Consider the following 21,390-nt stretch of genomic DNA (forward strand, 5'->3'; position numbering starts at 1 on the left):
AACATGACCACAGGTTGATTACTGTCAATCTTACTATAATTCCGCTCGACCGTAGTTGATTCTACCGTTGAGCTCGTTTTTCAATATACAAAAATCTTGCCAACTGATTGAAACACAGCGCCTGCAGCCATTGACCTGACAGCCCTGCTGTGTCTAAATTAATCATCGCCCGTCAGGGTCTTACTGGATTAAAGTGCGTGAATAGCGCTATGTCATTTCGAAAACGTCAAAAAACCGGAACCATAACCCGTATCATTCTGTTCGTCAGCTTTATCATTTTGTTAGGCCGACTGATTTACGTGGTACCCGGTGCGATTGAACATCATAAACAAAAAAAAGCCGCTCCAGCCACATCCGTCAGCGCCGTTAAAGATAACTAGCGCATGCGGGCGGAATTCGTAGCGGGCCGTCGTTTGCGTCTGCCGCTTCTTCAGTGGCTTTGATCGACTAAGCTATAACCTCACATTGCCTGTTCATCGCCAGATTAAAGGACGTAGTATGTCAGCCCTCTCTCATGTTCAACAACTGGCTGAAATTCGTGGCCGCCTTCTGAACCTGCTGCTTAACGATAAAGATCTGGTTGATACGCTGTTGGGGCACCCGCTGCAAGAGTCAGCGGCCGAAGCCGAAGCCCACCGCGAACAGATTGACGAAATCAAGCAAACCCTCCCCCTGCTCCATGCCGCTGATATTGCCGACCTGCTGGAAGCTCTGCCGGGAGAAGAACGTCTGGCGCTGTGGAGCCTCATCGGTAATGACCGTCGCGGTCAGGTGCTGGTAGAAGTTTCCGAAAGCGTCTGGGAAAGTTTGATTGAAGAGATGAGCGACCGCGATCTGCTGCGCGCCATCGAGCCGCTTGATATCGACGAGCAGGCTTATTTAGCACGATATCTCTCACGCGATATTACCGGCCGCCTGCTGACCTCGCTGGCGCCAAATCTGCGCTCCCGCGTGCTGGACGTGATGCATTTTGACCGTGACCGGGTCGGCCGCATCATGGACTTTAATCTGGTGACGGTACGTTCCGATGTCACCCTTGCCACCGTACAGCGCTTTTTGCGGCGCAGAAAAATTATTCCTGCAGGCACCGATAAGATTTTTGTTACCGACAAAAATAACACCCTGCAGGGCGAACTGCCGCTGACGGAAATTCTGCTGAATACGCCGGATAAAAAAGTCCTGCAGGTGATGAACGACAGTCCGACTACCTTTCTTATCGACGATAAAGCCGAAGATGCGGCGGGCTCATTCGAACGCTATGACCTGATTTCCGCTGCCGTTATTGATGCCAAAGGCAAACTTATCGGCCGCGTTACCGTTGAAGATGTGATTGATCTGGTCAATGACGAGAACGACAGCAATATCCGTAAAATGGGCGGCGTGAACCCGGATGAAGATGTTTTTGCACCGGTCAGAAAAGCGGTTCGCACTCGCTGGACCTGGCTGGCGATCAATCTCTGTACTGCATTTATCGCCTCGCGGGTAATTGGCCTGTTTGAGGACACCATCTCTCAACTGGTCGCGCTGGCAACACTGATGCCTATCGTGGCCGGAATTGGCGGCAACACCGGCAACCAGACGATTACCATGATTGTTCGCGCTCTGGCTCTGCATCAGGTTGAGCCGGGTAACTTCTCTTTCCTGATTGCACGTGAACTCGGCGTCGCGCTGATAAACGGCGTGTTCTGGGGGGGAATTATGGGCGGCGTAACCTGGGCCATGTACGGTAATGCTGCGCTGGGCGGCGTGATGATGCTGGCGATGGTGCTGAACCTGTTGCTCGCTGCGCTGATGGGCGTACTGATACCGCTGCTGATGACCAAACTCAAACGCGACCCCGCCGTGGGTTCCAGCGTCATGATTACCGCACTAACCGATACTGGCGGCTTCTTTATCTTCCTCGGACTCGCCACTCTCTTCCTTCTTCACTAAGCCTTCCCCCGGATGTCATCCGGGGAATCACCGTTTCTCATCTTAAAACTGTTATAAAATGATAATTAATGGTCTGTAATGTGACTTATCACGCAGATCAAATTCTCCTTCACCGCTAATCTAACAAAAAATAACAAAGCTTCACCATTATTAACGCTCCCAGTCGCCGGACGAATACTGAACCGGAGTTGCAGGATCGTCGTTTCACTACCCGAAGAACGGATTTTCCTCTGACTCTTCCCTACACGAAGGATGAATTATGAATATGCAAACATCGGCACCGCCGCTCAGCAGCCATATCAGCGATCGGGAGGAAAATGCATGGAAGCGAGCGGTTTGGCGTATCCTCCCAATACTGATGATCAGCTACATCTTCGCCTATCTCGATCGTATTAATGTCGGTATTGCCAAGCTGCAAATGTCGAGCGATCTGGCATTTTCAGAAACGGTATATGGATTAGGTGCAGGTATCTTCTTTATCGGCTTCTTCTTTTTCCAGGTACCCAGCAATATTGTTCTTCAGCGCTTTGGCGCACGCCGTTTGCTGGCTGCACTACTGGCATGCTGGGCGGTTATTGCCCCGCTGACCGCACTGGTCACTACGCCATTCCAGTTTTATGCCGTGCGCTTTATGCTTGGCCTGACTGAATCAGGCTTCTATCCCGGGGTGATCCTGTATCTCTCATTCTGGTTCCCGTCCTACCGTCGCGGAAAGATGTTTGCACTGTTCGCCGCTGCCGTCCCACTCTCTGGTCTGCTGGGTGGCCCGATCTCAGGCTGGATTATGGATCATTTCCATAATATGCATGGCCTTGCCGGCTGGAAGTGGCTGTTTATCCTGCAGGGGACGCCATCGCTGCTGGTGGGCCTGCTGGTGTTAAAAATGCTGCCCGATCGCATCAACGACGCCAAATGGCTCAGCGCCGAAGAGAAAGCAATCATGAATGCCCGCGTACAGGAGGATGCCGTAGAGGATTCACCACATGAGCAGGCCAGCCTTGGCGCGGTACTGCGCAACGGCAAATTGTGGCTGCTGACCCTGATCTACTTCTGCCTGATCGCTGGTTTCTACACCGTCAGCTTCTGGTTGCCAACGCTGGTTCGCAACGCCGGGGTTGAAGATGTCTTCACGGTTGGCATGCTGACGGCTATTCCCTACGCCGCAGCCATTGTCACCATGATTGTCGCCTCGCGCAGCGCAGATAAACACCGTGAACGCCGTTGGCACCTGGCCGTCATTGCCATCATGAGCGGTGTCGGCATGGTTATTTCAGCCCTCTATGCCGACAACCTGTGGATTGCGATGTTTGGCCTGACTCTGGGTGCGGCCGGTGGGTTAAGCACGCTGCCGCTGTTCTGGAGCCTGCCCACTGCCTTCCTCGGCGGCACCATGGCCGCCGTAGGTATCGCCCTGATTAACTCCTTCGGTAACCTGGCAGGTTTTGTCGCCCCTTACCTGATGGGCTTCCTGAGCGATCTGACTCATTCGACCCTGGCCGGTATGTTGATCATTTCCTGCACGCTGTTTGTTGGTGCTGCAGCGATCTTCCTGATCCCCGGCCGTGTTGTTAACCGCTAATTCTAACGAGGCAAACTATGAATATCGTCATCACCGGAGCCGCCGGATTCCTGGGAAAAAAACTGGTTAAAGCGCTGCTGGCTAAAGGTTCACTGCTTAACCGCCAGGGCCAGATGCAGAACATCACAAAAATTACCGCTTTCGATATCGCGCCGCTGGCAGGTATTGACGATCCGCGCCTGCAAGTTGTCTGCGGCGATATCAGTAACCCGGCTGAACTGGCTAATTTGATTAACGAGCAAACCGACAGCGTGTTCCATCTGGCAGCCATTGTTTCCGGCCAGGCAGAACAGGACTTCGACCTCGGTATGAAAATCAACGTCGACGCTGCACGCCAGATCATGGAGCGCCTGCGCGCATTACCGCAGCGTATTCGCCTGGTCACCACCAGCTCAGTGGCGGTATTTGGCGGTAACCTGCCGGATAAAGTACCGGATGAGCAGGTGTGGATGCCGCAAAGCTCCTACGGCACGCAGAAAGCAATGAACGACCTGCTGCTGTCAGACTACAGCCGCCGTGGCTTCCTGGATGGCCGTAGTCTGCGTATGCCAACTATCGTCATCCGCCCCGGTAAACCGAACGCAGCCGCATCCAGCTTTGCCAGCGGCATTATCCGTGAGCCGCTGAACGGCGAAGCGGCGAACTGCCCGGTCAGCACCGATACCCGTCTGTGGCTGATGTCACCAGACAAAGCCGTTGCAGCGCTCATCCGCGGCCATGAGCTTGATAGCGAGAAACTGGATCAGGGGCGCGTCATCAATCTGTGCGGCCTGTCGGTAACCGTAGAAACAATGATTGGGTCACTGCGCAAAATCGCCGGTGATGACGTTGTTGCCCGCATCAGCTATCAGCCAGACCAGGCGATTATTAATATCGTTAACTCCTGGCCCGGCGATTTCCATGCTGACTACGCCCGCCGCCTCGGCTTTGAAGCCAATGCCTCATTTGACGAAATGGTCAGAGAATATCTTGCAGAGAAAGAAGCCACTGCATGATGTCACCAGGGCCGGTATTGACCGGCTCTGCTGACCTACTCCTGCCGGTAACGCCGCTTCTGGTTGAGCAAATTGATACTTAACGCCACCAGAGCGGCTTCCTGTACTCCCGCAGGCAAACGATAGCTTCCCCGCCCTTCCAGCCAAGACAACACATCAGCAAGATGCCAGAAAGCCGTTGAGCCTTCATGGACCGGAGCGGGAAAAGTCAGATGATGTGCCAGCATCAGCTTGCGCATGTTCTGCCGGGAGACGCCGATAAGATCGGCCACATCGGTCAATCCGACATAATCCGGTGAGACTTCAAACAGCACCGCATCGGCTAACACGGCAGAAATTTGCTGCATTGCGCTATAAATGGCCAGCTGTGCAGAATCTGACTCACGGATAAATTCCAGTGCAATACGCCCCGGTATCCCCAACCCAATCAGCGCATCATCACAGCCTGCCTGTGCCAGTTTTTCAACCAGCTCATCCGTGTCGCTTACTGTCTCTGATAGCTGATACTTCAATGTAAATGTGTATTCCATGGCGTTCCTCTTCCTGATTGTGCCTCATACTGCTGACGAAATGTGCAGTGCTCAACGACTCGCCGGAGCTGTCGGGCATGATTAACGGCATTCCCCGGCGTACTCCATATGCAGGAAATGCAAAATTCCCCACATCGACAGGCAACGCTGTTCCACGGACAGTACATTTTTCCCCATGCATGTCCGCCTTTGCTTACCACGCGCCAGCCCTGCTCTTCGGCATACCGGAGTACGGCTTCAATTTCTTTTATGGCATGGCAATGTCGATCCATCTGTTCCTCCATAGTGCATTCGGGTATTAAGGTTGTCAAGTGACAACCTGGTTATTCTTTCCCCTACTCTGCCAGGACTGAATCGAAAGAACCAGTGTGAACAAGCAACTGCTGGAGGGTTGCCGTAAAAAGAACGGTGAATTTACACTGATGAGAATGATGTTGCGGGCCAGCTCGCAAATTGTAACCAGCCACAGCAAACGGGAGATTAACGGTGAGAACAGAACGGCTAGTTTTGCAGACGATCGCTTTGCAGATTCTCGCCACCAATCCCACCGATAAAAGGCAGACGCGGGCGCAGCGGGGCAAACTCCAGTCCCAGATTCAGTCCCAGAATATTGATTTCAATCCCCTCTTCGGCTCCCAGCGTAACGCCGGCAAGGCCAAGCAAAGACACCTGCAGCCCACGTCCGGAAGGCGGCAACCCTATCGGGTTAAGCAGGGAGCGAAAATCTTTTCCGACTGCGTTTGCCGGCATATCAAGCTGTAAATCGGGCACTTCCCGCCCGATATGAGCAAGGAAGGTGTTACTGTTAGGCCCGGGCCAGGCGTGATAAGTCTGCGGCCACGGATAAGAAGCAATCGCCGCCTGAATTTTCGGGATCATCGCTTCTGCCGCAGATCCCCGATGCTCCACCAGCAGACGTGGCTTCGCGCCATACCAGTATCCATCCGGTGGGTTAGCATTCAGCCGCACCTTGTCGCCGTTGCCCCAGCCAATCACTTCATAGCGGCTAAAATGAGTTTCACCCGCACGCTTAAAAATAATCCAGGGATGCACTGCCACCTTGCCTTTCCAGCCATAGGTGGGTGCAACATACACCTGCACAATCGCCAGATTTGCTAACCGGGCCGGATCGGGTGCCATCCCTGAGGAATCACGCCGGGCCGACCACCAGCCCTGACCGGCTGACTCCGCGTGATGGGTTGCCTGTGCCAGGCTGATACCCAGCGATAGCAGCATAATACAGAGAATAATCAGGCTCAGCGCTTTCAATGGCAGCATGGCCAGCTCCTTTATCAGTTCATAGTTCAGGGTGAATACCGCGCACAAAATTTCACATCTCCTGCCATTCAGGCCTGTTTTCAGACGTGCGAACACCTGGCGTCGAATCGGAAATAAGCAGGAGGTGGTACTGAACGTTTGCAGATTGATGCGGAACAGATTTGCAGCATCTGTCGCTAAATTGACATAAAAGCCACTGGTCGTCTATTGCAGGACCACGCTTATTACATAGCTTGACAGTAGGTGGACGATTCCCCCTTTCGGTGGCACGATAAGGGATAATCCGCGCTTTTCTGATTGAATACTGCGGGCATAGTTCGAGGATATTCCTGATGAATACGCCGGGCAATATGGGTGGCAGCAGAGACTGGGTCAATTTCCGTCGTGATGATGAGACCGGCATAGAGAGCATCAACGCGCATTTTCGTGGCCACGCCTACGATCCGCACGATCATGACGAAGTGCTGGTCGGAGTAACTATGCAGGGCCTTCAACGGTTTAACTGCCATCGCACCCTGCATACCAGCCAGCCTGGCCGCGCGATCCTGATTGAGCCCGGTGCCGTTCACGACGGCCACGCGCCGGACGTCGACGGCTTTACCTACGTGATGCTTTACCTACCGCAAAGCTGGGTCACAGAGATGATGCAGCGTCGCGGGCTGGGTGATGTTTCGGTGATTGAAGCCGCGTTTCGCCATACTCTGACCGATGATTCACAATTAATCACAGCCATTCAGCAGGCATTTTTTGCCGTTCATCATCAGGAAGGTCGGCTGGCTCGCGATCAGACGCTAGATCACCTGCTGTATCTGCTCTCCCGCCATATCGGCAACAGGCCGGCCGTCAGCCTTGATGAGTCTTTGATGCAAATGTATCAATTACGTGATTATCTGCACGACCGTATGCACCTGGATATCGGGCTGGATGAGCTTTCTCAGCACGCTGGCCTTGACCGCTTTCGCCTGAGCCGTCAGTTTAAGAAGGCCTTCGGCCAGTCACCACACGCTTACCTGGTCCGGCTTCGGCTGCGCACCGCGCGGGTAATGCTCGCACAGGGCATTGAACCCGCACGGGTTGCCTCAGACGTCGGTTTTTCCGACCAAAGCCATATGGGGCGCTGGTTCCAGCGCGCTTATCGCCTTTCACCGGCGGGTTACCAACGCCATTGCACAAACGTTCTAGATCGACAGGCCCGTCATCTCTGATGATGTCATCTCATACAGATGACCGGAGAATGGCTACCGATGTTTGATACAAAAATCGCCTTTATCGTGCGTGATGATTTGCCCACCTGGCAGCGTTTAAATGTTGTGGCATTCCTGGCGACGGGGATTGCCGCCACGGCCCCCGAAATTATGGGCGCGCCTTACGTTGATGCCAAAGGTCGCCAGTACGGCAATATGTCCGGCCAGCCTATGCTGATTTTTGCAGCGGATATCAATGGATTGCAGACGGCACATCGCAAAGGGCTGGAGCGCGAGTTAACGCTGATCCCCTACGTGCATGCGATGTTTTCAACCGGACACGATGAAGCGAACCGCGATGTCTTTATGGCTGAGGACGCAGACAATTTAAATCTGGTCGGGCTGGGTGTACGTGGGCCGAAAAAGATCGTGGATAAAGTGATTAAAGGACTGGGATTACACAATTAAAAATTGATAACAGTCCCCCCCTTCGCCACATTGCACTGATTTATGGAGTATTTTTACTGGTGCAGCAGCGCATTTTAACCCGGACACCTCTCAGACAGAACCTGCACACTCTGGCTGACTGGCGCAACGCCCGATCAATCAGAGTGTGCAACGGTGCCTTACTGGCGAAGCGTCCGGTTTTATCCGCGGTTGCCTCGTTAGAAACGATAGAGGCTGAATGGCTCAGGATTCAGCACAGGCGTCTTACCAAGCAGCAGATCGGCGGTTATCTCGGCTGAAACCGGGCTTTCCGTCATTCCCCAGCCGGTCGCGGTGTTGATCACCATACCCGGGTACTCTTTCACCACGGAGATGATTGGGTCCTCATCCGGTGCAATCGACATCGCGCCACTCCAGCGATCGACAAGTTTTGAATCTTTAAACGCCGGGAACTCCGCTTTCAGTTTCTCCAGTGAACTTTCCAGCTCAGGAACGTCCGGAGCCGCGGTCATATCGCGATATTTCTCGAACGGCGACACTTCGTTCAGCGCCCAGTGTTTTGGCTGCATAAAGGTATTGATTAGCTGCTCGTTGAGTGAAATATGCACCGGGAAGTCAGGCTGGGACATCAGCGGCAGATACTTGTAGCCGTACATAAAGGATTCCTGCACAACAGGAGCAACAATCACACGCGGCGAGGTTGCATAGCTGCCGTCGGCCTGTTCACGGAAGTAAATATTCCCCGGTAATGCAACGTTACCGCCAGGTGCACCCGGCGCAGCACTGATCAGCTGCTGTGACTGATAGGCTGGCAGCGTTGGCACATTGACATTCAGATTCTGCATAAACAGTCGGGACCAGGCCCCACCGGCAACCACAACCTGCGACGTTCTGATTGCACCCTGTTCAGTCACCACATCGGAAATGGCACCGGCCTGGGTTTCAATACCCCTGGCGGCACAGTTGGTGTAGATTTTTACACCGATCTTCATCGCGTATTCAGCCATCACGAAGGCGGCGATTTCCGGATCGAGACTGCCTGAGTCTTCTTCAAATCCAGCGATTTTCCAGCTGGACGTGGCACCTTTTAAGCGCTGGTTCAGTTCATCACCTTCAATGATTCGGGTTTTGAATGGGATATCTGAACCCACTTCTTTATGTTTGGTATCAATCCACTGTCTGACGTGTGCTAAATCTTCATCATCCAGTGGAACTTCAACCCTGCCCTGCGTGCGATAACTGGTATCGGCACCCACTTTGGCATTCATCTCGCGCCAGCGCTGCTTCGCCATATGGTGCAGCATGAAAGTGGCATCCGGCATTTTATAGGTCATCACCTGACCATAAAAACGGCTCGACTGCTCACCGGCAATATTCCCTTTTTCAACAACCACAACCGACAGGCCGCGCTCAGCCAGGTTGATTGCGGTCATAATCCCCTGAATCCCGCCCCCCACAACGACGACATCGGACTGCTTTGGCAACGGCCCATTCAGACCGTTAACAAAGCCAACTCGCGGTTTACCCGGGATCAGGCGACCTTCGCGAGTTAGCATCGGAGTCAATATCCCGGCACCACCGGCAGCAACCACGGCTGCACCACCAATCAAAAATTTTCTTCTTGTGATATTCATTTTAGATTTTCCTTTTAATAACAGGTAAGCAGCTTTCCCGATGCCGTTACCCGAGAAATTCATCTGTAGCGAACAGTACGCAGGCGATATCCCCACGACATTCGGTGTTAATTTTAAGAATTGATATCTGGTGAAGCTTTAATGTTGATTAACAGGCAGCGATTCCTGTTCCCTAAAAAATGCAAAGGCATCCCTGACGATTATTAATATAATCACCAATAGCTTTACGGATAATTAAAATTGAGTTTCCGTCAGCCTCCAGCCGTACGAATCTGGCCGTTATCCATATCACGTCATGGACGGCATCTAAAACGTTAACAGAATCTCTTTAGCGGAAACGTTAATTTCCGGGATCGCGTATGTGAGTGCGCATTCCTAATTATCTCTTGTCCGGTTGCATGTTGCAGCACGGCATCTCAGGGGGTAACAAAACATCCATCGGTGCGCACATTAACAAACTTGACACATAAAAACACCCTTTTATGCACGTTATGATAACCACCAACACACTGAAAAACGTGTAAAACGACCAAAACCATTCACTTTTGTGAATAAAAAGTGCATAAATAAACGTAAATCAGTGTAAATTTAATGATTAATTATTCATTTAAAAAAAATAAAAAATAATCAAAAAAATCGAGAGATTGAATTAACCCTGAATATTAAAATGTCATTTTTAGCAATCATCAGCAGTGGCAGACAACATACACGCTGTAAAATCCAGCACCCACTTAATGCTTGCCGTTTAGGCGCAGACATTACGGGGTTACTTTATAGACATTATATAGCTAAGGTTATCGACATAAGATAACCGCATCTTTTTTAGCCGGAGTATTTTGATGATTTAATCACCAGCGCGATGAAAAAAAAGATTTATTTAAGGGCAATAAAACCTGCTAACCCCACCCTAATCTCAGGGGTAAACTTCACTATATCGTTAAATCAGTTATTTCGTTGAATTTCGCAACGGCGCTGAATATATACAAGATCCTGCCACGAACACACCTGACACATCAGATTTTCGGCTTTAACCCGCATACGCGTAGACATGCTGATTTTCTTCATATTCGTTACCTTTCTCTGCGGTATGCCTACTGCTAACGCAGCGCTACAACGCTGAAGGTCACATTTTGCCATTAAATCCGCTGCGTACGCTGCCTGATAAAGGGGAACCTCAAGAAGAGTGGGCAGAAAACTGTAATACTCAAGCAACGCTATCTTTGGGTTTTTAGCGGGGAGAGGCTCAGGCCGCGTATAAGTGAGACGAGAAATTCCCCATTTTGGAACCTCTGCCCCATACGCATCGCGCAGGTCAATACGGAGAACGATTTATGGCAAAGATTACGGAACGGTTGATTGCTGAGATCCTGCAACAGGTCGGTGGTAAAAACAACGTCGTGGCCTGCGGAAACTGCATGACCCGACTGCGCCTGACGTTAAGCAATGACCAGCTTGTCGATCGCGACAAATTGAAAGTGCTGCCGGGTGTTCTTGGCGTGATTAATACTGAAGATCAGCTGCAAATCGTTCTCGGGGCGGGTAAAGCGCAGACCGCCGCTGAAATGATGAATATGCTGCTGGCCAGCGGCGCGGTTGCTGATATTGAAGGCCCAGCTATTGACGCAGTGGCTCGCGATAACAAGCAGAAGATTAAAGCCAGCCAAACCAGCGCCGTGCATCAGTTCCTGGCGAAGTTCGCCACCATTTTTACGCCGCTGATACCCGGCTTTATTGCCGCCGGAATGCTGCTGGGTTTTGCAACGCTGCTCGAGCAAAGCCTGCTGGCAAATGCGGCTGAGAAGAATGTGACGCTGGTGCAGATCGTCGGTTACATGAAGATTTTCGGCAAGGGACTGTTTACCTTCCTGCCGATACTGATTGGCTACAACGCGCAGAAAGCCTTCGGCGGAACCGGTGTTAACGGCGCCATTATTGCCTCGCTGTTCGTGCTGGGTTACAACCCCGATGCGACGGTGGGCTACTTCTCCGGGATCGATAACTTTTTTGGCATGAGCATCGATCCGCGAGGGAATATTATTGGCGTGCTGATTGCCTCAATTCTCGGCGCGTGGATCGAACGGCAGCTCCGCCGCGTTATCCCCGACAATCTCGACATGATCCTCACCTCCCTGCTGACGCTGGTTATTACCGGCGCAATCACCTTTACCTTAATCATGCCGATTGGCGGCGAACTGTTTAAAGGCATGTCCTGGCTGTTCCTGCACCTGAACGGCAACCCGTTTGGCTGCGCGGTTCTTGCCGGACTGTTCCTGATTGCGGTCGTTTTCGGCGTGCATCAGGGCTTTATCCCGGTTTATTTTGCGCTGATGGATGCCCAGGGCTTTAACTCCCTGTTCCCGATACTGGCGATGGCCGGGGGCGGACAGGTCGGTGCCGCGCTGGCGCTTTACTTCCGTTCGGCCAGGCACTCAGCCACGCGTAATCAGGTGAAAGGCGCGATTATTCCCGGCCTGCTGGGCATAGGCGAACCGCTGATTTATGCCGTGACGCTGCCTCGGGTAAAACCGTTTGTCACCGCCTGCCTGGGCGGTGCCTGCGGCGGCTTCTTTATCGGCCTGGTGGCATGGCTTGGGCTACCGATTGGCATGAACACCGTGTTCGGCCCGTCCGGGCTGGTGACGCTACCGCTGATGACCTCTAACGAGGGGATCTATACCGGCATGGCGGTTTACGCGGCGGGGCTTCTTGTCGCCTACGTGAGCGGTTTTATCATCACGTGGTGCTTTGGCTGGAAGGATGTGGATTTGAGCTGAAGATTGGGTTATGGGTCTTCTTTGAGACTGTACATAAATTCGTGTACTTACCAACGTTCTGTTTCGTCGAAATTGAACCCTCAACATTTCACCACCGGTTCAGGAATGGCCTGCCAGTCAAAGTCATAGAAGGAACGTTGAACGTATGTAACTTATAAATTACAATTAAACTCAGGGACGAAGGGGAAAAGATGTATCAATCGAAGTACTATCAAGATGAAAACGGAAAGCAACCATTTAATGATTGGAGAGAAAAGCTCAAGAAAAAGGATCTTCGTGCGGTATCCAAAATCGACAACTGTATCGATCGTGCAGAAGCAGGTAACTTTGGCGATCATAAGTTCGAGCGGGATGGTGTATGGGAAATGCGCATTAATTACGGTTCTGGCTACCGTGTGTATTACTCGATTGAGGGGAACAAAATCATCATACTGCTTATAGGTGGCACTAAAAAATCTCAGGATACGGATTTAGATCATGCAATTAGATACCTGCAAGACTATAAAAAGAGGTCAAAAAATGACAGCCAATACTAAAGCAGACGCAGTATCAACTCAGGATACTCAGAACTTCCCACCCACAGTAGACCGCGATGCTCTGTTTATTGAGGAGCTTCGCGCCGATCCTTCTTATGCTGAAATTTACCTACAAACCGCATTAGAAGACATTTATGAGGAAGGTGGCGTATCTGCATTTCTTACCGCGCTTCGCCGGGTGGTTGAAGCTCGTGGAGGCGTTGGCGAAATATCACGACGTTCAGGTCTTGCACGCCAGAATATCTACCGGGCTCTATCTAATGAAGGTAATCCAACTATCAAAACGCTGACGGAAATCACCCGTGCTGCGGGAATCCGCTTAACACCGAATCGCCCTTGAAAAGAAAAAGCCCCTGTAAGAACAGAGGCTTTTTGCGGTATTAAACAGAAGTGATTAGCCAGGAACTGGCGTTAAATCATTCCCACTCAATCGTGGCCGGTGGCTTACCGGAGATATCGTAAACCACGCGGGAGATGCCGTTCACTTCGTTGATGATGCGGTTGGAAACGCGGCCGAGGAAGTCATACGGCAGGTGCGCCCAGTGTGCAGTCATAAAGTCGATGGTTTCTACCGCACGCAGGGAAACAACCCAGTCGTATTTACGGCCATCGCCCATCACGCCCACGGAACGAACCGGCAGGAAGACGGTAAACGCCTGGCTGACTTTGTTGTACAGGTCGGCTTTGTGCAGTTCTTCAATGAAGATGGCATCCGCACGGCGCAGCAGGTCGCAGTACTCTTTCTTCACTTCGCCCAGCACGCGCACACCCAGACCCGGACCAGGGAACGGATGACGGAACAGCATCGCGTGCGGCAGGCCCAGCTCCAGGCCGATTTTACGCACTTCGTCTTTGAACAGCTCACGCAGCGGTTCAACCAGGCCCATCTTCATCTCTTTCGGCAGGCCGCCCACGTTGTGGTGAGATTTGATGACGTGCGCTTTGCCGGTGGCAGATGCCGCAGACTCAATCACGTCCGGATAGATGGTGCCCTGTGCCAGCCACTTCACGTCTTCCAGCTTCAGCGCTTCTTCGTCGAAGACTTCAACAAACACGCGGCCGATGATTTTACGTTTAGCTTCCGGATCGTTTTCACCCGCCAGCGCATCCAGGAAGCGCTTTTCGCCTTCAACGTGGATGATGTTCAGACCAAAGTGGTCGCCGAACATTTCCATCACCTGCTGGGCTTCGTTCAGGCGCAGCAGGCCGTTATCCACGAATACGCAGGTCAGGCGATCGCCGATGGCGCGGTGCAGCAGCATCGCGGTAACGGAAGAGTCAACGCCACCGGACAGGCCCAGAATCACTTTATCTTCGCCAACCTGCTCGCGCAGGCGCTCAACGGCATCTTCGATAATCTTCGCCGGGGTCCACAGTGCTTCGCACTCGCAGATGTCGCGCACGAAGCGCTCCAGCAGGCGCTGGCCCTGACGGGTATGGGTCACTTCCGGGTGGAACTGTACGCCGTAGAAGCGCTTCTCTTCGTTGGCCATAATGGCAAACTGACAGGTATCGGTGCTGGCAACGGTCACGAAGTCGGATGGGATCGCGGTGACTTTGTCGCCGTGGCTCATCCAGACGTCCAGCAGCGGCTTACCGGCGGCGCTCAGGGCGTCTTCGATATCGCGGGTCAGCACGCTCTGGGTTTTCACTTCTACCTGCGCATAGCCAAACTCACGCTCGTTAGAACCTTCAACCGCGCCGCCCAGCTGCATTGCCATGGTCTGCATGCCGTAGCATACGCCCAGCACCGGCACACCGGCGTTAAACACGTACTCAGGCGCACGCGGGCTGCCGTGTTCGGTGGTGCTTTCCGGACCGCCGGAGAGGATGATGCCGCTCGGTTTGAAACCGCGGATCTGCTCTTCGGTTACGTCCCACGCCCACAGTTCGCAGTACACGCCCAGCTCACGCACGCGGCGCGCAACCAGCTGAGTATACTGTGAACCGAAATCGAGGATCAGAATGCGGTGTTTATGAATGTTTTCCGTCGTCATTGGCTATTCCAGGGCGATGTAATTCAAATACGGGAAGTAGTAAAACGCCCGGCTAAGCCGGGCGCACAGTACAGGGTTTATCAGGAACCCATGCGGTAGTTCGGGGACTCTTTGGTAATGGTCACGTCGTGAACGTGGCTTTCCTGAATCCCGGCACCGCTGATGCGAACAAATTCCGCTTTGGTACGCAGGTCGTCGATAGTACCACAGCCGGTCAGGCCCATACAGGAGCGCAGGCCGCCCATTTGCTGATGCACAATCGCTTTCAGGAAACCTTTGTAGGCCACGCGGCCTTCGATTCCTTCCGGCACCAGTTTGTCAGCGGCGTTGTCGGTCTGGAAGTAACGGTCAGAAGATCCTTTGGACATCGCGCCCAGGGAACCCATACCGCGATAGGACTTGAATGAACGGCCCTGGTAAAGTTCGATTTCGCCCGGTGCTTCATCGGTACCCGCCAGCATGGAACCCACCATTACCGCTGAGGCACCGGCAGCGATAGCTTTCGCAATATCACCAGAGAAGCGGATGCCGCCATCGGCGATAACCGGAATACCGGTACCTTCCAGCGCAGCGACCGCGTCGGATACGGCAGTGATCTGCGGTACACCTACGCCGGTCACGATACGGGTCGTACAGATAGAACCAGGACCGATACCGACTTTCACCGCGCTCACGCCCGCTTCAACCAGCGCCAGCGCACCGGCTCCGGTCGCCACGTTGCCGCCAACGATCTGCAGGTCAGGGTATTTAGCACGGGTGTCGCGAATACGCTGCAGAACGCCTTCGGAGTGGCCGTGTGAGGAGTCAATCAGCAGCACGTCAACACCGGCCGCTACCAGCGCATCAACGCGCTCTTCGTTACCGGCACCGGCACCAACGGCGGCACCCACACGCAGGCGACCGTGTTCGTCTTTACAGGCGTTAGGTTTACGCTCTGCTTTCTGGAAGTCTTTTACGGTGATCATGCCCAGCAGGTGGAAGCTGTCATCCACGACCAGCGCTTTCTCAACGCGTTTTTCGTGCATTTTCTGCAGAACGATGTCGCGGGCTTCGCCCTCTTTCACCGTTACCAGACGCTCTTTCGGCGTCATTACAGCAGAAACCGGCAGGGTCAGATCGGTGACAAAACGAACGTCACGACCGGTGATGATACCCACCAGTTCATTTTCGCCGTTAACAACCGGGTAGCCGGCAAAACCGTTGCGCTCGGTCAGGGCTTTCACTTCGCTCAGGGCGGTAGTTGGCAGCACGGTCTGCGGTTCGGTTACTACACCGCTTTCGTGTTTTTTCACCTTGCGAACTTCATCCGCCTGGCGCTCAATGGACATATTTTTGTGGATAAAGCCCAGGCCACCTTCCTGCGCCAGTGCAATGGCCAGACCGGCTTCGGTCACGGTATCCATGGCAGCGGACAGCATTGGAATATTCAAACGAATAGTTTTGGTAAGCTGGGTGCTGAGGTCGGCAGTGTTCGGTAATACAGTAGAGTGAGCAGGAACGAGCAGAACGTCGTCGAATGTCAGGGCTTCTTTAGCGATTCTTAGCATGGCAATATCTCAACCTCAGGGTGAATGAGAACTTGTAAAATATTGCCGCGGCATTATACAGGCCGTAATCGATTGCCTCCAGTACTTTTTAATAAAAACTCTTGAAACCTTCGTTCAGCCATGTAGTATCGGTTGATTAACCTCCTGATTTAAAATTTGATCTTCATCACATGTCGCTACCGCCAACCGCTAATATTTTTACCGTCAGCCGTCTCAATACTACAGTGCGTAAGCTGCTGGAGATGGAGATGGGCCAGGTGTGGCTGAGCGCTGAGATCTCCAATTTTTCCCAGCCCTCTTCCGGCCACTGGTACTTCACGCTGAAGGACGACGGTGCCCAGGTGCGCTGCGCGATGTTCCGCAACAGCAACCGCCGCGTTGATTTCCGGCCGCAGAATGGTCAGCAGGTGCTGGTGCGCGCCACCATCACGCTGTATGAGCCACGCGGCGACTATCAGCTGATTGCAGAGAGCATGATGCCTGCCGGTGACGGGCTGTTGCAGCAGCAGTTTGAGCAGCTTAAACAGCGCCTGATGGCGGAAGGCCTGTTCGAACAGATTCACAAGCAGCCGCTGCCCGATCCGGCCCGCCAGGTTGGGGTGATTACCTCCGCCAGCGGTGCCGCTCTGCACGACGTGCTGCGCGTGCTGCATCGCCGCGATCCCTCCCTACCGGTGGTGATCTATCCGACTCAGGTTCAGGGTGCGGAAGCGCCTGCCGGTATTGTTCGTGCGATTGAGCTGGCGAATGCCCGTGGCGAGTGTGATGTGCTGATCGTCGGTCGCGGCGGCGGTTCGCTGGAAGATCTGTGGAGCTTTAACGACGAGCGCGTGGCGCGGGCGATTTTTGCCAGCCGTATTCCTATTGTCAGCGCCGTCGGCCATGAGACCGACGTCACCATCGCCGATTTTGTCGCTGACCTGCGCGCGCCAACACCGTCAGCGGCTGCCGAACTGGTCAGCCGTAATCAAATTGAGCTGATGCGCCAGCTTCAGTCACAGCAGCAGCGGCTGGAGATGGCAATGGATTACTATCTCGCGCAGCAGCAGCGCAGCTTTACCCGCCTGCATCACCGCCTTCAGCAGCAGCATCCGCAGCTCCAGCTGGCGCGGCAGCAGACTGCGCTGATTAAGCTACGCCGCCGTCTGGATGATGCCGTGCAGCTGCAGGTTCGTCAGGCCGTTCGCCAGCAGGAGCGTGCGGAGCAGCGCCTGGGTGCCATTCGCCCGGAGATGCGCGTGGAGCGTCTCCGGCAGCAGCTACAGCAGTGGCAGTATCGCCTACAGCAGTCGATGCAGCAGCAGCTTAACGGCAATAAGCAGCGCTTCAGCAATCTGGCCGCTCAGCTTGAGGGCGTCAGCCCGCTGGCTACGCTGGCACGCGGATTTAGCGTCACCACCGCGGCGGATGGTCAGGTGGTGAAGAAAACGCAGCAGCTGCATCCTGGTGATACGTTGAAGACGCGGCTGGATGATGGTTGGGTGGAGAGCGAAGTGACTGCGGTTACGCCGATAGCACCGGTTAAGAAACCCCGTAGGCGTTCTGCTTCCTGAGCCGTCAGGCATCGCTTGCACGATATGGCTGGATTTAGTCATGCCGCTTGCAGCCCGGAGCGGTTGCGCTGGCTGGCAGTGCCCCCGGTCGGGCGGTCCTCGCGCCGCTTCGCGGTTCCCTCACTCCGTTTATCAGCCTCCCGGACCAACACAGACGCGCATTTACGCTACGATGTTTACAGCCTGGGACGGTTGCGCTGGCTGGCAGTACCCCCGGCCGGGCGGGTCCTCGCGCCGCGTTGCGGTTCCTTCACTTCGCTCGTCAGCCTCCCGGACCGCCACAGACGGGCGTCCCTGCCCGGCTGTGACTTTCGGCCGCGTCCATGCAGCCGAATCCTGGCTTCCTCTCTCCGCTCAGCGCTGTGGATTGCCCTCTCGTGGGCACAGTCAGCCTGCTCTCTGACTTTCGTGTTGCCTGAAAACCTAAAAACGAAAAGCGATGAAATCGTCTGGAGGAGGCAGCCTCTGATGCTGCGTAAGGGCATCCGCAGCGCTGAGGTGGAAGCTGATGGCCAGGAGATGCCAGCAGGACGCTGGCATCAGGCGGGGTCGGTATAGGGATATACCGTCTCCGCCGGTCCGACAGGCCAGCAGCTGTAACCGAGGGCACCGCATTGCGGCGCGAGGACCGTCCTGGAGCAGCAGCAGAGGCTGAATCCCAGTCCGTTGTTTCACAGCAACGTGTTACTCACGATATACCGGCTCTCAGCTTGTTACGCTATGTCGACCGCAGAGCAGGATTACTACCGGATATTCCATACATAAAAAAACCGCCATCTCAAAGAGACGGCGGTTTCTTAGAGTCCCCTTCCGGCCAGCATGACGCTGTTACAGAAGGGAGCACTGCATTACAGAACGCTCAGTCCAGTAAGTCGCTCGACTTATTTATCCAGCGCGTAGGCAATCACGTAGTCACCGCGATCCGGAGACTGACGCGCACCGCCCGCAGAAATCAGGATGTACTGCTTACCTGTTTTCGGCGACTTGTAGCTCATTGGGCCACCCTGGCTGCCAACTGGCAGACGGGCTTTCCACACTTCTTTACCGGTTGAGGTATCGAAAGCACGCAGGTAGTAGTCCTGAGTACCGGCGATAAATACCAGGCCGCCCTGTGTGGCCAGAGTACCGCCCAGCGTTGGCATGCCCACCGGCATCTGCGCTTTCATTTTGATACCAAATGGACCGGTATCCTGCACCGTACCAACCGGCACCTGCCAAACAATCTTCTGCGTTTTCAGGTCGATAGCCGACAGCGTACCGAACGGTGGCTTCTGGCAAGGAATGCCCAGCGGGGACATAAAGCGGTTTTTGTTCACCGCATACGGGGTGCCTTTCAGCGGAACTGCGCCCATACCGGTATTCACCGCTTCGCCACCGTTGCTGGCAGGACCAGAGGTGGTTTTCGCCGGGATCATCTGTACCCACAGGCCCAGACGCATATCGTTAGCGAAGATGTAATGGTTGTTCGGATCGGTCGACAGACTGCCCCAGTTCATACCGCCCAGTGAACCCGGGAAGCTGAGGGACAGGTCGGTACCCGGAACGGTAAACAGACCATCGTAACGCATAGATTTGAAGCCAATACGGCAGGCCAGCTGATCGAACGGCGTAGCGCCCCACATATCAGACTCGGTCATGGTATCTGCACCGATCTGCGGCATACCAACAGACTTAGGCTGAGTCGGCGTGTACTGCTCGTTTGGAATGTTGCCAGGCTTAACCGGCACTTCTTTCACTTCAGTCAGCGGTTGTCCGGTCAGGCGATCCAGCACAAAGATCTGGCCTGCTTTGGTACCAAATACCACCGCTGGCTTGCTGCTGCCGTCTTTCTGTGGGAAGTCGATCAGGCTTGGCTGCATTGGGATATCGAAGTCCCACAGATCGTTATGAACGGTCTGATACACCCATTTTTCTTTACCGGTAGTCGCATCCAGCGCCAGAATAGAGGCACCATATTTATGGTCCAGCGCGTTACGGTTTGCACCCCACAGGTCAACGGACGAGCTACCCATTGGCAGGAACACGGTGTTCATCGCCGGGTCGTAGGACATCGGAGCCCAGGAGTTCGGCGTACTGCGAACGAAGGTTTTACCCGGTTCCAGCTTGGCCGTTGGGTCCGGATTGCCCGGGTCAAACGCCCAGCGCATTTCACCGGTGATCACGTCAAAGCCGCGCAGTACGCCGCCTGGCATATCGGTCTGCACGTTATCAGCCACGCGTCCACCCACAACGACGGTAGTACCCGCCAGGGTTGGCGCTGAGGTCAGCTGATATTTTGGATCGCCCGCATCACCCAGACCGGCTTTCAGGTCAACAAAACCTTTATCGCCGAAGTTCTGGCACATTTCACCATTGTCGGCGTTGATCGCCACCAGGCGCGCGTCGATGGTGTTCATCAGCAGACGGCGCTGACAGGTATCACCGGCAGCCAGAGCCACCGCGGTCACCGGCGTTGAATCCGGCACGCTTGGCTGCTGCAGCGGTTTAGTGGCATCGAAGTAAGCCAGACCACGGCAGCGGTTCCACACCTGGGACTGCGCGTTGATTTCAGTTTTCCAGATCTCTTTACCGGTATCCGCATCGACGGCAATCACATTGTTATGCGGCGTACAGAGATACAGACGATCGCCTACCTGCAGCGGAGTTTGCTGATCTTCAGCACCGTTGCCGGTTGGGCTTTCCGGAATATCACCGGTGTGGAAGGTCCAGACAGGTTTCAGATCTTTGACGTTATCACGCGTGATCTGGTCCAGCGCCACAAAGCGGCTTCCTCCGGCAGTGTTACCGTAGTTATCCCAGTTTTTCTGCTCGGTTGATTTATCCACCGGCACCAGCGGCAGTTCCTGACCGTTTGATGCAACCGGAGGATGCGGCTGGAACATTTCGAATGCGGTAACCAGCAGGCCAACCACGGTCACAGCGCTCAGACCGTAGGAAAGCTTAGCGGCTGAAGGTTTGCCCTCACGCTTGCGTAACGCCGGGTAAGTGATCAGCGCCAGCAGCAGCATGCCAGCGAAAAATACCACACGGGAAACCAGCGGCCAGAAATCAATACCGGCATCCTGAACGGCCCAGATTACAGTACCAATAAACACCAGAGCAAAAATCAGCACTGCGGATGATTTACGACGGAAGAACTGAATCGCTGAAATGGCGGTAAAAATACCGGCAATCGCGAAGTACCAGCTACCGCCGAGTGAAATCAGTTTTACACCACCAATGACAAAATACAGGCCTGCTGCCAGCAGAATTAACCCTAGCAGGAAACACCACAAGCCCAGCCATTTTGATGACCCGGCATCTGTATGAGGCATACAAAAACACTCCTGGAGAGAATAAGACGTCATTATTGCTGGCAGATACCGCCGAGTGCGGCGGTTGCCATCCCGCTCATAACGATGAGC

15 protein-coding genes are annotated in these 21,390 nt (G+C 54.0%); 9 read left to right on the forward strand and 6 right to left on the reverse strand.

Annotation, left to right across the window (positions count from 1 at the left end):
- Positions 1–498 precede the first annotated feature (498 nt).
- The 3 genes from mgtE (at position 499) to denD (ending at position 4,506) form a co-directional block, all read left to right on the forward strand.
- Positions 499–1,932, forward strand: a complete 1,434-nt coding sequence (gene mgtE / locus JOE09_RS15720) for a magnesium transporter (RefSeq protein WP_205066425.1) — start codon at positions 499–501, stop codon at positions 1,930–1,932.
- A 259-nt stretch (positions 1,933–2,191) separates the two neighbouring features.
- Positions 2,192–3,511 carry an MFS transporter gene (locus JOE09_RS15725; RefSeq protein WP_200545586.1) on the forward strand — a complete coding sequence of 440 codons (1,320 nt, stop codon included), beginning with the start codon at positions 2,192–2,194 and terminating at the stop codon, positions 3,509–3,511.
- 17 nt (positions 3,512–3,528) lie between these two features.
- On the forward strand, positions 3,529–4,506 hold the full coding sequence (denD, locus tag JOE09_RS15730; protein WP_205066426.1) for a D-erythronate dehydrogenase: 978 nt from the start codon (positions 3,529–3,531) through the stop codon (positions 4,504–4,506).
- Positions 4,507–4,541: 35 nt separating this feature from the next.
- On the opposite strand, the gene JOE09_RS15735 is transcribed toward denD, so the two are convergent.
- Both JOE09_RS15735 and JOE09_RS15740 read right to left on the reverse strand, forming a co-directional pair.
- Positions 4,542–5,036 (reverse strand): helix-turn-helix transcriptional regulator, encoded by a 495-nt coding sequence (locus JOE09_RS15735; protein ID WP_205066427.1) that lies wholly within the window; start codon positions 5,034–5,036, stop codon positions 4,542–4,544.
- Positions 5,037–5,537: 501 nt separating this feature from the next.
- Complete coding sequence (locus JOE09_RS15740; RefSeq protein ID WP_205066428.1) at positions 5,538–6,314, reverse strand: DUF3750 domain-containing protein; 777 nt, start codon at positions 6,312–6,314, stop codon at positions 5,538–5,540.
- Positions 6,315–6,646: 332 nt separating this feature from the next.
- Between JOE09_RS15740 and JOE09_RS15745 the strand changes: the two genes are divergently transcribed.
- Both JOE09_RS15745 and JOE09_RS15750 read left to right on the forward strand, forming a co-directional pair.
- Positions 6,647–7,519: an AraC family transcriptional regulator gene (locus tag JOE09_RS15745; protein ID WP_239553108.1), complete on the forward strand. Its 873-nt coding sequence runs from the start codon at positions 6,647–6,649 to the stop codon at positions 7,517–7,519.
- Between the two features lie 39 nt (positions 7,520–7,558).
- Positions 7,559–7,966: a DUF2000 domain-containing protein gene (locus JOE09_RS15750; protein WP_205066429.1), complete on the forward strand. Its 408-nt coding sequence runs from the start codon at positions 7,559–7,561 to the stop codon at positions 7,964–7,966.
- Positions 7,967–8,163: 197 nt separating this feature from the next.
- Here JOE09_RS15750 and JOE09_RS15755 read toward each other — a convergent pair whose 3' ends face one another.
- Positions 8,164–9,579, reverse strand: coding sequence for an NAD(P)/FAD-dependent oxidoreductase (locus JOE09_RS15755; protein WP_205066430.1), 1,416 nt, complete (start codon positions 9,577–9,579; stop codon positions 8,164–8,166).
- Between the two features lie 1,331 nt (positions 9,580–10,910).
- Between JOE09_RS15755 and murP the strand changes: the two genes are divergently transcribed.
- The 3 genes from murP (at position 10,911) to JOE09_RS15770 (ending at position 13,229) form a co-directional block, all read left to right on the forward strand.
- Complete coding sequence (murP, locus tag JOE09_RS15760; RefSeq protein WP_205066431.1) at positions 10,911–12,353, forward strand: PTS N-acetylmuramic acid transporter subunit IIBC; 1,443 nt, start codon at positions 10,911–10,913, stop codon at positions 12,351–12,353.
- A gap of 191 nt (positions 12,354–12,544) precedes the next feature.
- Positions 12,545–12,889, forward strand: a complete 345-nt coding sequence (locus JOE09_RS15765; RefSeq protein WP_105593235.1) for a type II toxin-antitoxin system RelE/ParE family toxin — start codon at positions 12,545–12,547, stop codon at positions 12,887–12,889.
- Positions 12,873–13,229, forward strand: a complete 357-nt coding sequence (locus JOE09_RS15770) for a helix-turn-helix domain-containing transcriptional regulator (protein WP_205066512.1) — start codon at positions 12,873–12,875, stop codon at positions 13,227–13,229. The genes JOE09_RS15765 and JOE09_RS15770 overlap by 17 nt, the downstream gene beginning before the upstream one ends.
- 76 nt (positions 13,230–13,305) lie before the next feature.
- Here JOE09_RS15770 and guaA read toward each other — a convergent pair whose 3' ends face one another.
- Together guaA and guaB are read right to left on the reverse strand one after the other, a co-directional pair.
- Entirely contained in the window at positions 13,306–14,886 is a 1,581-nt protein-coding gene (guaA, locus tag JOE09_RS15775) for a glutamine-hydrolyzing GMP synthase (protein ID WP_205066432.1), read from the reverse strand.
- An 80-nt stretch (positions 14,887–14,966) separates the two neighbouring features.
- Entirely contained in the window at positions 14,967–16,433 is a 1,467-nt protein-coding gene (guaB, locus tag JOE09_RS15780) for an IMP dehydrogenase (RefSeq protein ID WP_200563097.1), read from the reverse strand.
- Between the two features lie 170 nt (positions 16,434–16,603).
- Between guaB and xseA the strand changes: the two genes are divergently transcribed.
- Entirely contained in the window at positions 16,604–17,986 is a 1,383-nt protein-coding gene (xseA, locus tag JOE09_RS15785) for an exodeoxyribonuclease VII large subunit (protein WP_205066433.1), read from the forward strand.
- Between the two features lie 881 nt (positions 17,987–18,867).
- Here the strand turns inward: xseA and JOE09_RS15790 are convergent.
- Positions 18,868–21,300, reverse strand: a complete 2,433-nt coding sequence (locus tag JOE09_RS15790) for a glucose/quinate/shikimate family membrane-bound PQQ-dependent dehydrogenase (protein ID WP_205066434.1) — start codon at positions 21,298–21,300, stop codon at positions 18,868–18,870.
- Positions 21,301–21,390: the final 90 nt, after the last annotated feature.

Origin of the sequence: Pantoea coffeiphila (genome assembly GCF_016909495.1) — a bacterium.
Taxonomy (GTDB): domain Bacteria; phylum Pseudomonadota; class Gammaproteobacteria; order Enterobacterales; family Enterobacteriaceae; genus Erwinia; species Erwinia coffeiphila.

Coding starts and splice junctions, on each gene's coding strand:
- mgtE (WP_205066425.1), top strand. CDS start 499: ATGTCAGCCCTCTCTCATGTTCAACAACTGGCTGAAATTCGTGGCCGC.
- JOE09_RS15725 (WP_200545586.1), top strand. CDS start 2,192: ATGAATATGCAAACATCGGCACCGCCGCTCAGCAGCCATATCAGCGAT.
- denD (WP_205066426.1), top strand. CDS start 3,529: ATGAATATCGTCATCACCGGAGCCGCCGGATTCCTGGGAAAAAAACTG.
- JOE09_RS15735 (WP_205066427.1), bottom strand. CDS start 5,036: ATGGAATACACATTTACATTGAAGTATCAGCTATCAGAGACAGTAAGC.
- JOE09_RS15740 (WP_205066428.1), bottom strand. CDS start 6,314: ATGCTGCCATTGAAAGCGCTGAGCCTGATTATTCTCTGTATTATGCTG.
- JOE09_RS15745 (WP_239553108.1), top strand. CDS start 6,647: ATGAATACGCCGGGCAATATGGGTGGCAGCAGAGACTGGGTCAATTTC.
- JOE09_RS15750 (WP_205066429.1), top strand. CDS start 7,559: ATGTTTGATACAAAAATCGCCTTTATCGTGCGTGATGATTTGCCCACC.
- JOE09_RS15755 (WP_205066430.1), bottom strand. CDS start 9,579: ATGAATATCACAAGAAGAAAATTTTTGATTGGTGGTGCAGCCGTGGTT.
- murP (WP_205066431.1), top strand. CDS start 10,911: ATGGCAAAGATTACGGAACGGTTGATTGCTGAGATCCTGCAACAGGTC.
- JOE09_RS15765 (WP_105593235.1), top strand. CDS start 12,545: ATGTATCAATCGAAGTACTATCAAGATGAAAACGGAAAGCAACCATTT.
- JOE09_RS15770 (WP_205066512.1), top strand. CDS start 12,873: ATGACAGCCAATACTAAAGCAGACGCAGTATCAACTCAGGATACTCAG.
- guaA (WP_205066432.1), bottom strand. CDS start 14,886: ATGACGACGGAAAACATTCATAAACACCGCATTCTGATCCTCGATTTC.
- guaB (WP_200563097.1), bottom strand. CDS start 16,433: ATGCTAAGAATCGCTAAAGAAGCCCTGACATTCGACGACGTTCTGCTC.
- xseA (WP_205066433.1), top strand. CDS start 16,604: ATGTCGCTACCGCCAACCGCTAATATTTTTACCGTCAGCCGTCTCAAT.
- JOE09_RS15790 (WP_205066434.1), bottom strand. CDS start 21,300: ATGCCTCATACAGATGCCGGGTCATCAAAATGGCTGGGCTTGTGGTGT.